Genomic DNA, 11,768 nt, shown 5'->3' with positions numbered 1-11,768 from the left:
CATCACCGCCCCGTGCCGGGGTGCCCCGCGAGGGGTTCGGCCACGGAGGATGCGGGGAGGCCCAACCCCGGAGCATGCGTCCGCCACACCTCATCCCCGGCGGCGCGCTCCACCTTGTGCGAGGTATTCCCCATGCCCCAGGTCACCATGCGCCAGATGCTGGAAGCCGGCGTGCACTTCGGCCACCAGACCCGCTACTGGAACCCCAAGATGGGTCCGTACATCTTCGGCGCCCGCGGCAAGATCCACATCATCAACCTCGAGAAAACCCTGCCGCTGTTCCAGGACGCGATGAACTTCATCTCCGGCCTGGCACAGAAGCGCGGCACCATCCTGTTCGTCGGCACCAAGCGCTCGGCGCGCGAGGCGATCAAGGAAGAGGCCATCCGCTGCGGCATGCCCTACATCTCCCAGCGCTGGCTGGGCGGCACCCTGACCAACTTCCGCACCGTCAAGCAGTCGGTCGCCCGCCTCAAGGAGCTGGAAGCCGCCGAAACCGACGGCACCTTCGAGAAGCTGGTCAAGCACGAGGTGCTGAGCCTGCGCCGCGAGCGCGACAAGCTGGAAGCCTCCCTGGGCGGCATCAAGAACATGGACCGCCTGCCCGACGCGCTGTTCGTGATCGACATCGGCCACGAGAACATCGCCGTGCAGGAAGCCAAGAAGCTGGGCATCCCGGTGGTCGCCGTGGTCGACACCAACTACGACCCGAACCTGGTCGACTACCCGATTCCGGGCAACGACGACGCCATCCGCGCCGTGCAGCTGTACGCCCGCGCCGCTGCCGATGCCGTGCTCGAGGGCAAGGCCGCCGCGCCGATCGTCGCCCGCGGCGACGACGAATTCGTCGAGCTGGATGCCGAGGGCAACCCGGTCACCGCCGACGAGGGTGAAAAGAAGAAGGCCGCGCCGCGCCGCGCCCCGTCCAAGAAGGCCGGCGCCCGCCGCAAGGCCGACGGCGAGTCCGCCGAGTAAGCCACGCGTCATACGGCCGCGCGAGACGGCGCGGCCGCCTCCCGTTCATGCAGGCGCAGCCTCAGCCGCGACACCCGCCCTCACGAGGCCGCACCGGTCGTGGCTGAAGCCGCCCCTGCCCCCTACGCAATCGAGGTATCTGCGATGGAAATCACCGCCTCCCTGGTCAAGGAACTGCGCGAGCGCTCCGGCGCCGGCATGATGGAATGCAAGAAGGCGCTCGTCGAGAACGACGGCGACATCGAGGCCGCCATGGAGTGGCTGCGCAAGTCCGGCCTGGCCAAGGCCGACAAGAAGGCCGACCGCATCGCCGCCGAGGGCCGCATCGTCATGGCCTCTGCCGCCGGCAAGGCCGTGCTGGTCGAGGTCAACTCCGAGACCGACTTCGTCGCCAAGGACGAGAACTTCGTCGCCTTCGCCGAGGCCGTCGCCAAGGTTGCGCTGGAGAGCGGCGCGACCGACGTCGAAACGCTCAAGGCCGCCGCCATGAACGGCGGCACCGTCGAGGAGGCCCGCCAGGCGCTGGTCGCCAAGGTCGGCGAGAACGTGCAGATCCGCCGTCTGGCCCGGATCGAGTCGGGCAACACCGTCGGCGCCTACATCCACGGCGGCCGCATCGGCGTGCTGGTGGATCTCAAGGGCGGCAATGAGGAGCTGGCCCGCGGCCTGGCCATGCACGTGGCCGCGATGAACCCGCCGTACCTGTCCCCGGCCCAGGTCCCGGCCGAGGTGGTCGAGAAGGAAAAGGAAATCGCCCTGGCCCAGATGTCCGACAAGGACAAGGCCAAGCCGGTCGAGATCCAGGAAAAGATGATCGCCGGCAAGATCAACAAGGCGCTCAACGAGGTCAGCCTGACCGGCCAGGCCTACGTGCTGGACACCAACAGCTCGGTCGAGGCGGTGCTCAAGAAGGAAGGCGCCGAAGTGCTCGGCTTCATTCGCCTGGCCGTCGGCGAGGGCATCGAGAAGAAGGAAGACGACTTCGCCGCCGAGGTGATGAAGCAGGCCGGCCTGGCCTGATTCCGCTGCGTCGGCCGCATCGCAAGCCCCGGCAGCCCGACTGCCGGGGCTTCTTTTTTGGAATCTGCGTCCGAAAAAGGCCGCCGCGGCGGCGCCTTTTTCTGCCAGAATGGCGCAGCCCCGTTCGTACCGGAATGCACGGATGACCCCGGACCTGGAGTCCCGCCTCGCGTTCTGCAACAACCTGCCGACCCTGCCCGGCGTGGCGATACAGCTCGTGGAGTTGGCGCAGGATCCGGAAGCGCACATCGCCACCGCAGCCAAGATCATCTCCCATGACCCGGCGCTGAGCGCGAAGATCCTGCGTGTCGCCAATTCACCACTGTACGCCACCCAGCGCAAGGTCGAGAACCTGCGCCAGGCACTGACCGTGCTCGGCCTCAACGCCACCCTCACCCTCGCGCTCGGCTTCTCGCTGGCCAAGTCGCTGCGCGCGGCCTGGAACCAGTCCAGCCACAACGAAGCGGTCTGGCGCCGCAGCATCCTCGCCGCCACCGCCTGCCGCAGCCTCGGCGAAAAGCTCGGCCTGCCACGCACCGAGGAGCTGATGCTGGCCGGCCTGCTGCAGGACATCGGACGCCTCGCCCTCGGCCAGCTCGATCCGGTGCGCTACGCCGCTATCTGCACGGAGGCCGACGACGGCGACGGGCTGCTGGCCCGCGAACGCGAGGCCTTCGGCGCCGACCATGCCGAGGTCGGCGCCTGGCTGGCGCGCCGCTGGAATCTGCCGGCCTATCTCGAACAGGCGATCGCCGGCAGCGAGAGCGGTGGCGGCGAAGACCTGTTCGATATCTGTGCGGCGCTGTCGGGCCTGATCGCCGATATCTGGATCGCGCCCAACCCGGAGGAACACCGCCGGCGCGTGTCCGACATGGCACAGGCACGGCTGAATCTGTCCCGGGCCGATTTCGCCGAAGTCATCACCCTGGTGACCGAATCGATACCGGAATTCGCCATGCTGTTCGACATGCGCCTGACCGAGCCCGAGCGCATGGACGCCATCGTCGAGCACGCCCGCGAGCTGCTGCTGATCCGCAACCTCAAGGACATCCAGGAGGCGCACCGCCTGCGCCGCGAGGCCGAACAGCTGAAGGACCACGCCCGTGCGCTGGAGGATCGCGCCCGCCGCGACCCGCTGACCGGACTGTTCAACCGCGCCCATTTCCAGGAACTGCTGGAGAAGGAGTTCGATGGCGCGCGCCAGTTCGGCTGGCCGATTTCGCTGGCCTTCATCGATCTTGACGACTTCAAGCAGATCAACGACCGCTACGGACACCTGGCCGGGGACGAGGTGCTGCGCCAGTTCGCCACTGTGCTGGTGATGGGGGTGCGCGCCTCGGACGTGCTGTGCCGCTTCGGCGGCGAGGAATTCCTGCTGCTGCTGCCCAGTACCGGCGAGACCGCCGCCCGCACCCTGCTGCAGCGGCTGCTGCAGGACATTTCCTCGACCCCGATGGCCGAAGTGGACGACCAGGTGATCCGCGTGACCGCCTCGGTCGGGCTGGCGACGATGAGCGGCGGATTCGGCTTCGACAGCGCCGACGCGCTGGTGCGCGCCGCCGACCGCGCCCTCTACGACGCCAAGGGACACGGCCGCAACCGCATCTGCGTCGCCGAGGGCGACACCCCGGTCGAGCCGCGCTGACGGACGCGGCGTGTCTCGGCTACACTTCGCGCGCTTTTCACCAACCGAGCCGCGCCCATGAATGTCCCCGCCCTGAAGTATCGCCGCATCCTGCTCAAGCTCTCGGGTGAGGCGCTGATGGGCAAGGCCGACTACGGGATCGACCCGGAAGTGATCGGCCGGCTGGCCAGGGAGATCCTCGAGGCCAGCCGCGCCGGCGTGCAGGTCGGCGTGGTGATCGGCGGCGGCAACATCTTCCGCGGCGCCGGCTTGCAAGCGGCCGGCATGGACCGGGTCACCGGCGACCACATGGGCATGCTGGCCACGGTGATGAACGCCCTGGCCATGCAGGACGCGCTGGAGCAACTCGGCGCCTTCGCCCGGGTGATGAGCGCGCTGAAGATCAACGAGGTCTGCGAGGACTTCATCCGCCGCCGCGCCATCCGCCACCTGGAGAAGGGCCGCATCGTCATTTTCGCGGCCGGTACCGGCAATCCCTTCTTCACCACCGACTCGGCCGCGGCGCTGCGCGCGATCGAGGTCGGCGCCGACCTGCTGCTGAAAGCCACCAAGGTCGACGGCGTCTACGACGCCGACCCGAAGAAGAACACCGACGCCAAGCGCTTCGAGCGGCTCGGTTACGCCGAGGTCATCGCCCGCAACCTGCAGGTGATGGACACCGCCGCGATCGCCCTGTGCCGCGACTACAACATCCCGCTGCGCATCTACGACATGACCGAACCGGGCAACCTGATGCGCATCCTGCAGGGTGAGCCGATCGGCACGCTGGTGCACTCCTGAAGCCGGAAGCGGGGCCTGCGTGAGGGAGCCGTTCGGCGTCCCGCCCGACCACGTCCGGGCGCACAACGGCCCGTCCCATCGATTCCCGATTCCCGCCTGGCCGTCGGCCGGGCCTATAATCCGCCGTTCGCTTCCATTCGCCGCGGAGTCCGCGATGCTCAACGAAATCAAGAAAGACGCCCAGACCCGGATGGCCAAGAGCGTCGACGCCCTGCGCCAGGAGCTGACCAGGCTGCGCACCGGCCGCGCCAGTACCGCCCTGGTCGATCACCTCAAGGTCAACTACTACGGCTCGGAAGTGCCACTCTCGCAGGTCGCCAGCGTGGCCGTGGCAGACGCCCGCTCGCTGACCATCACGCCGTGGGAGAAGAACATGGTGCAGGCGGTCGAGAAGGCCATCCTCGCCTCCGACCTCGGCCTGACCCCGAACACGGCCGGCACGGTGATCCGCATCAACCTGCCACCGCTGACCGAGGAGCGCCGCAAGGAACTCACCAGGCACGTCCACCACGAGGGCGAGAACGCCAAGGTGGCGGTGCGCAACATCCGTCGCGACGCGTTGCACCAGGTCAAGGAACTGCTCAAGGAGAAGCAGGTCACCGAGGACGACGTGCGCCGCGCCGAAGAGGAAATCCAGAAGCTCACCGACAAGGCAGTGAAGGACGTCGACGAGGTGGTCAAGGCCAAGGAGCAGGAGCTGTTGGCGATCTGAGCCGTCGACGGTCGCCAATGAACTCCGACCCCTCCCGACTGGCCGCGCCCGCCCGCAAGCCGTGCCACATCGCCGTCATCATGGACGGCAACGGCCGCTGGGCCGAACAGCGCAAACGCCCGCGCACGATCGGCCATCGCGCCGGTGCGCGCGCGGTCAACGTCTGCATCGACTTCTGCCTGCGCGAGGGCATCCAGGCGCTGACCCTGTTCGCCTTTTCCAGCGAGAACTGGAAACGGCCGCGGGAGGAGGTCGGCGCGCTGATGCGGCTGTTCCTCAACGCGCTGGAGCGCGAGGTCGACGAGCTGCACCGACGCGGCGTGCGCCTGCGCTTCATCGGCGAGCGCAGCCAGTTCTCCCCCGTCATCCGCGAGCGCATGGCCGCCGCCGAGGCGCTGACGGCCGGCAACGCCGCGCTTGAGCTCACCATCGCCGCCAGCTATGGCGGCCGTTGGGACATCGCCCAGGCCGCGCGCCGGCTGGCCGAGCAGGTCGCCGCCGGCACGCTGGCGCCGGCCGAGATCGACGAGTCACGCTTTGCCCGCGAGCTCAGCCTGGCCGAGCTGCCGGAGCCGGACCTGTTCATCCGCACCGGCGGTGAACAGCGCATCAGCAATTTCCTGCTCTGGCAGATGGCCTATACCGAGCTGTGGTTCACCGATACGCTCTGGCCGGACCTGAGCGAAGACACCCTGCGCGCCGCGCTGGCCGACTTCGCCGCCCGCGAACGCCGCTTCGGCCTCACCGGGGCACAACTGGCCTCGGGCCTGACAGGAGAATCCGCATGACCGGACAGCGCGTGCTGACCGCCGCCCTGCTGGGCCCCCTCGCCATCGCGGCGGTGCTCTGGCTGCCCACCCCGATCCTGGCCGCCCTGCTCGCCATCGTGTTCCTGCTCGGCCTGTGGGAGTGGACCCGGCTGGTCGGCCTCACCCATGTCCTGCCGCGCCTGGGCGTGCTCACCGCCGGTGCCGCGATCATGGCGGTGCTGACCTGGAGCGCCCGCCCCGGCGGTCTGTTCCCGTTCCAGCTGACCCTCCTGATCGGCGCCGGCTGGTGGCTGCTGGCCGCGCTCTGGCTGCGCCGGTTCGAGTTCATGCGCCAGGCCACGGCGAGCGCGCGCGGCATCAAGCTGCTGGCCGGCCTGCTGGCGACCGTGCCGGCCTGGTGCGCGCTGGTGCTGCTGCACGCCGACGGCGAATTCGGCCCGCGCTGGGCGCTGCTGGCGCTGTCGCTGATCTGGGCCGCCGACACCGGCGCCTATTTCGCCGGCATCCGTTACGGCACCAGCAGGCTGGCTCCACGCATCAGCCCGGGCAAGACCTGGGCCGGCCTGTGGGGCGGCGTGGGCGCCAGTCTGCTGGTGGCCGTGCTGGCGGCGCCGCTGCTCGGCCTGGGGCTGGCGCAACTGCCGGCGCTGCTGTTGCTGTCGGCGATCGCGGTCGGCTTCTCGGTGGTGGGCGACCTCTACGAGAGCCTGCTCAAGCGCCATGCCGGCTGCAAGGACTCCGGCGGCCTGATCCCCGGCCACGGCGGCGTGCTCGACCGCATCGACAGCCTGCTCGCCGCCCTGCCGGCATTCGCGCTGGGCAAGGCCTGGCTGGGACTGTGAAACGACGATGAGCCCGCAACGCATCGCGGTGCTCGGCGCCACCGGCTCGATCGGCGGCTCGGCACTGGACGTGATCGCCCGCCACCCGGATCGCTTCCGCGCCAGCGTGCTGGCGGCGAACACCCGCGTCGACGAACTGCTCGACCTGTGCCGCCGCTTCCATCCCGAGATCGCCGTCATCGCCGACCCGGCCGGGTTTCACCGACTGCGCGAGGGGCTGCGCGCGGCGGGGCTGAAGACCGAGCCCCTGGCCGGCCCTGAGGCGCTGGCCGAGGCGGCCGCCTCGGACCGCTGCGAGACGGTCGTCGCCGCCATCGTCGGCGCCGCCGGCATGGCTTCCACCCTGGCCGCTGCCCGTGCCGGCAAGCGCCTGCTGCTGGCCAACAAGGAATCGGTTGTGCTGGCCGGCGCGCTGCTGGTGCGCGAGGCCGAAGCGCATGGCGCGCGGATCATCCCGATCGACAGCGAGCACAACGCCATCTTCCAGTGCCTGCCGGCCGACCGCGCCCTGCACGGCGGCGTTCATCGTCTGTTGCTGACCGCCTCGGGTGGCCCGTTCCGCGGCTGGACCCGCGAACGCCTGGCCGGGGTGACGCCCGAGCAGGCCTGCGCCCACCCCAACTGGACCATGGGCCGCAAGATCTCGGTCGATTCGGCCACCCTAATGAACAAGGGGCTGGAGGTGATCGAGGCGCACTGGCTGTTCGGCCTGCCGCCCGAGCGGATCGAAGTCGTGGTCCACCCGCAGAGCGTGGTGCACTCGCTGGTCGACTACGTCGACGGCTCGGTGCTGGCCCAGCTCGGCAATCCCGACATGCGCACCGCGCTGGCCTGCGGCCTGGCCTGGCCGGAACGGGTGAGTTCGGGCGTGGCTCCACTGGATCTGGCCGCCATCGCCCGGCTCGACTTCGAGCCTCCCGACCGCGCCACCTTCCCCTGTCTGGATCTGGCCTACGCCGCATTGCGCGCCGGCGGCACCGCCCCGGCCATCCTCAACGCCGCCAACGAAGTGGCCGTTTCAGCCTTTCTTCAGCGCCGACTGGGTTTCCTAGGGATTCCGGCACTCATCGCCGCCACCCTGGACGCCGTGCCGGACTCGCTCGCCGACTCGCTCGACGTTCTCCAGGCCGCCGATGCGGAAGCCCGCCGCCAGGCCTCCGCCCTGATCACGAGGTTCGCGAACTGAAATGGAAGCCTTCTTCGGCTCGATCTGGTGGCTGATCGTCAGTCTCGGCATCCTGGTCACCTTCCACGAGTTCGGCCATTACTGGGTCGCGCGACGCTGCGGCGTGCGCGTGCTGCGCTTCTCGGTGGGCTTCGGCCGTCCGCTGTGGTCGCGTCGCGGCAAGGACGGCACCGAGTACGTGATCGCCGCCATTCCGCTGGGCGGTTACGTGAAGATGCTCGACGAGCGCGACGACAGCGTGCCGCCCGAGGCCCGCCAGGAGGCCTTCAACAGCAAGCCGGTCGGCCAGCGCATCGCCATCGTCGCCGCCGGCCCGCTGTTCAACCTGATCCTCTGCGTCGGCCTGCTGTGGCTGATGTTCGTGGTCGGCAAGCCCGACTTCCTGCCCAATGTCGGCCGCGCCGACGGGTTGGCTGCCGCGGCCGGCTTCGAGCGCGGCGACCGCCTGACTCGGGTCGACGGCAGGCCGGTCGACACCTGGTCGCACGCACTGATGGGCCTGACCGTGGCCGCGCTCGACAAACGGCCGGTGGCGGTCGAGGTCGAGACCGCGCGCGGCGACAGCCGCATCCGCACCCTGCCGCTCGACCGGCTGCCGGACGGCGTCAATGAGCGCACCGTGTTGCGCGAGATCGGCCTGGTGCCGCAGCACTGGCTGATCCCGCCGCTGATCGGCGAAGTCTCGCGCGACTCGCCGGCCGAGGCCGCCGGCCTGCGCGCCGGCGACCGCATCCTGGCGCTGGGCGGACGACCGATCCACGCCTGGGACGAGATCGGCCGCACCGTGCAGGAACTGGCCCGTCCCGGCGAACCTCTGCCGGTGCGCATCGAGCGCGCTGGCGACCGTTTCACCGTCGAGATCGTGCCCGCGCGCAGCGAGGCCGACGGCCAGACGCGCTGGATCCTGGGCGTGGCGGCCCAGACGACCGAGAGCGGCTACGACACGTTGCTGCGCTACAACCCCTTCTCGGCCATCGGCGCCGCCTTCGGCGAAACCTGGCGCATGACCCGCGAGACCCTGGCGATGCTCTGGCGCATGGTCACCGGCAAGGCCTCGCTGCAGAATCTGTCCGGGCCGATCACCATCGCCCAGTACGCCAACGTCTCGGCCGGGCTGGGCCTGGCCTGGTTCCTCAACTTCCTGGCCCTGCTCTCGCTCAGTCTGGCCATCATCAATCTGCTGCCCATCCCCGTGCTGGATGGCGGACACCTGCTGTATTACCTTATCGAGCTGGTCAAAGGCAGCCCGATGAGCGACCGTGCCCTGATCGCCGGCCAGTACATCGGGCTTGCCATGCTGGCCGGGCTGATGGGGTTGGCCTTCTACAACGACATCCTGCGGCTGCTCGGCTGACCGCGGATCCCCTTACCGAATTGACCCTCGGGGCGCGCCGCGCTCCGACCAACTGGACGTGACGGATGACGCGTATCGCCGCTCCCCGCCTGCTCTCACTCGCCCTCGCCTCCGCCCTTGCCGTCGCCCAGCCGGCGTCGGCCCAGCAGTTCGAACCGTTCACCGTCGCGGACATCCGCGTCGAAGGCCTGCAGCGCATCACCGCGGGTACGGTGTTCTCGTACCTGCCGGTCGAGCGCGGCGACCTGATGGACCGCAACCGCGCCGGCGTCGCCATCCGCGCGCTGTTCCGCACCGGCTTCTTCAACGACGTGCGGCTCGATCGCCAGGGCGACATCCTCGTCATCACCGTCGAGGAGCGGCCGGCGATCAACAAGATCACCCTGGTCGGCAACAAGGACATCAAGACCGACGATCTGATGCGGGGACTGCGCGACATCGGTCTGGCCGAGGGCGAGACCTTCGACCGCCTCAATCTCGAGCGCGTCACCCAGGAACTCACCCGTCAGTACAACAACCGCGGCAAGTACAACGTCTCGATCCGGCCGAGTGTGACCCAGCTCGACCGCAACCGCGTCGACATCACCATCGACATCAAGGAAGGCAAGGCCGCGCGCATCCGCCACATCAACATCGTCGGCAACCGGAATTTCGAGCAGGACGAGATCCGCAAGGGATGGGAGTCCAACACCAGCAACTGGCTGAGCTGGTACCGCCGCGACGACCAGTACTCGCGCGAGAAGCTCTCCGGCGACCTGGAGAAGCTCAACTCCTTCTACCTGGATCGCGGCTACGTCGACTTCAACGTCGAGTCCACCCAGGTCTCGATCAGCCCCGACAACCGCGACATGTTCATCGTCGCCAACATCACCGAGGGCGAGGTCTACACGGTGTCCTCGATCGAGGTCACCGGCGAGACCATCCTGCCGCACGAGGAGATCTCCAAGCTGGTCTTCCTGCAGCCGGGCATGACCTTCTCGCGCGGCCTGATCGAATTCAGCTCCGACGCGATCGTCAACGTGCTCAGCAACATCGGCTACGCCTTCGCCCGAGTCACGCCGATCCCCGAGGTCGACCGCGAGAACCGCACCATCGCGATCAGGATGTTCGTCGAGCCGGGCCAGCGCGTGCAGGTCCGCCGCATCGTGTTCCGCGGCAACAACCGCACCTCGGACGAGGTGCTGCGCCGCGAGATGCGCCAGTTCGAGTCCAGCTGGTACTCGCAGGCCGCGATCGACCGCTCCAAGGTGCGCCTGCAGCGCCTGGGCTTCTTCGAGACGGTGGACATCGAGACCCCGGAAGTCCCGGGCACGGCCGACCAGGTCGACGTGGTCGTCAACGTCAAGGAGCGCCAGTCCGGCCAGCTCAGCTTCGGCCTCGGCTACTCGCAACTTGCCGGCCTGATCACCTCGGTGCAGCTCAGCCAGGACAACTTCCTCGGCACCGGCAACCGGATCGCCGTCGCAGTCCAGAACAACGCCTACTCGCGCCGTTTCGACTTCTCGTACTTCGACCCGTACTTCACCGACGAAGGCATCTCGGTCGGCTACAACGTCCGCTACAGCGAGTTCAACCGCGGCGACTTCAACGTCGCCCAGTTCACCACCGACAACGGCGCGGTGCAGGCGGTGTTCGGCCTGCCGATCACCGAGACCGACAGCGTCGGCCTGAGCATCGGCATCGACCGCAACGACATCACCACTGTCGACGGCCTCACGCCGCCGAGCCTGATCCAGTACATGGTCGACACCATGGGCGACCGCGCCCGCTTCCCGGTCTTCTGCCTCGCCGACGAAGAAGATCCGGATGCCCCGTGCGTGGAAACGCCCGGCAACAACCGCAAGTGGCGCGTCAACGCCTGGCGCTCGGAACTGTTCTGGTCGCGCGATTCGCGCAACCACTTCTTCGTGCCGACCCGCGGCACCGTCCAGCGCCTCGGCGCCGAGATCGCGCTGCCCGGCTCGGATCTGGAGTACTGGAAGCTCTCCTACCAGTACTCGCGCTACTGGCCGATCTCGCGCGCGCTGGTGCTCAACACCAACGCCGATATCGGCTGGGGCCGCGGCTACGGCAACACCAAGGGCTTCGACCTGCCGTTCTTCGAGAACTTCTACGCCGGCGGCACCCGCTCGGTGCGCGGCTTCGAGGACAACACGCTCGGCCCCTGCGAGTTCGCCTCGCCGCTGTCCACCCGCTGCCAGTCGATCGGCGGTTCGTTCAAGACCGTGGGCGGCGTCGAGCTGATCTTCCCGACCCTGTTCGACACCGATGCGGCCCGGGTCTCGGCCTTCCTCGACGTCGGCAACGTGTTCCGCAACACACGCGAGTTCGACAGCGGCGACCTGCGCGCATCGGTGGGCATGGCCCTGCAGTGGCAGGCGCCGATCGGTCCGATCATCATCAGCTACGCCTATCCGATCCGGAAGAAGGACGGTGACCGCCTGGAGCGTCTGCAGTTCACGTTCGGCACCGTGTTCTGACCCG

10 protein-coding genes are annotated in these 11,768 nt (G+C 68.6%); all 10 read left to right on the top strand.

The features are described from left to right. Positions 1-132: 132 nt before the first annotated feature. The 10 genes from rpsB to bamA all read left to right on the top strand — a co-directional run bounded on the left by rpsB (position 133) and on the right by bamA (position 11,764). Positions 133-975, top strand: a complete 843-nt coding sequence (gene rpsB / locus HNQ58_RS03610) for a 30S ribosomal protein S2 (protein ID WP_183947431.1) — start codon at positions 133-135, stop codon at positions 973-975. A 144-nt stretch (positions 976-1,119) separates the two neighbouring features. Further along, entirely contained in the window at positions 1,120-1,995 is an 876-nt protein-coding gene (gene tsf / locus HNQ58_RS03605; RefSeq protein ID WP_183947430.1) for a translation elongation factor Ts, read from the top strand. A 142-nt stretch (positions 1,996-2,137) separates the two neighbouring features. Beyond that, on the top strand, positions 2,138-3,640 hold the full coding sequence (locus HNQ58_RS03600) for a sensor domain-containing diguanylate cyclase (protein ID WP_183947429.1): 1,503 nt from the start codon (positions 2,138-2,140) through the stop codon (positions 3,638-3,640). Between the two features lie 57 nt (positions 3,641-3,697). Continuing rightward, positions 3,698-4,420, top strand: a complete 723-nt coding sequence (gene pyrH, locus HNQ58_RS03595; protein WP_183947428.1) for a UMP kinase — start codon at positions 3,698-3,700, stop codon at positions 4,418-4,420. A gap of 154 nt (positions 4,421-4,574) precedes the next feature. Further along, positions 4,575-5,132 carry a ribosome recycling factor gene (gene frr, locus HNQ58_RS03590; protein ID WP_183947427.1) on the top strand — a complete coding sequence of 186 codons (558 nt, stop codon included), beginning with the start codon at positions 4,575-4,577 and terminating at the stop codon, positions 5,130-5,132. 17 nt (positions 5,133-5,149) lie between these two features. After that, on the top strand, positions 5,150-5,920 hold the full coding sequence (uppS, locus tag HNQ58_RS03585) for a polyprenyl diphosphate synthase (protein ID WP_183947426.1): 771 nt from the start codon (positions 5,150-5,152) through the stop codon (positions 5,918-5,920). Beyond that, a complete protein-coding gene (locus tag HNQ58_RS03580) occupies positions 5,917-6,744 on the top strand; it encodes a phosphatidate cytidylyltransferase (protein WP_183947425.1) in 828 nt (275 codons plus the stop codon). Before uppS ends, HNQ58_RS03580 begins: the two co-directional genes overlap by 4 nt. 7 nt (positions 6,745-6,751) lie before the next feature. Further along, entirely contained in the window at positions 6,752-7,930 is a 1,179-nt protein-coding gene (locus tag HNQ58_RS03575) for a 1-deoxy-D-xylulose-5-phosphate reductoisomerase (protein ID WP_183947424.1), read from the top strand. 1 nt (position 7,931) lies between these two features. Then, the gene (gene rseP / locus HNQ58_RS03570) at positions 7,932-9,284 is read left to right on the top strand and encodes an RIP metalloprotease RseP (protein WP_183947423.1); all 1,353 of its coding nucleotides are present in this window, start codon (positions 7,932-7,934) and stop codon (positions 9,282-9,284) included. Positions 9,285-9,349: 65 nt separating this feature from the next. Then, positions 9,350-11,764 (top strand): outer membrane protein assembly factor BamA, encoded by a 2,415-nt coding sequence (gene bamA / locus HNQ58_RS03565; protein ID WP_183947422.1) that lies wholly within the window; start codon positions 9,350-9,352, stop codon positions 11,762-11,764. Positions 11,765-11,768 lie beyond the last annotated feature (4 nt).

The sequence above is a fragment of the Rehaibacterium terrae genome, assembly GCF_014202935.1.
Taxonomy (GTDB): domain Bacteria; phylum Pseudomonadota; class Gammaproteobacteria; order Xanthomonadales; family Xanthomonadaceae; genus Rehaibacterium; species Rehaibacterium terrae.
The sequence above is the reverse complement of the archived record's forward strand: the minus strand, read 5'-3'. Positions and strand labels throughout refer to the sequence as shown.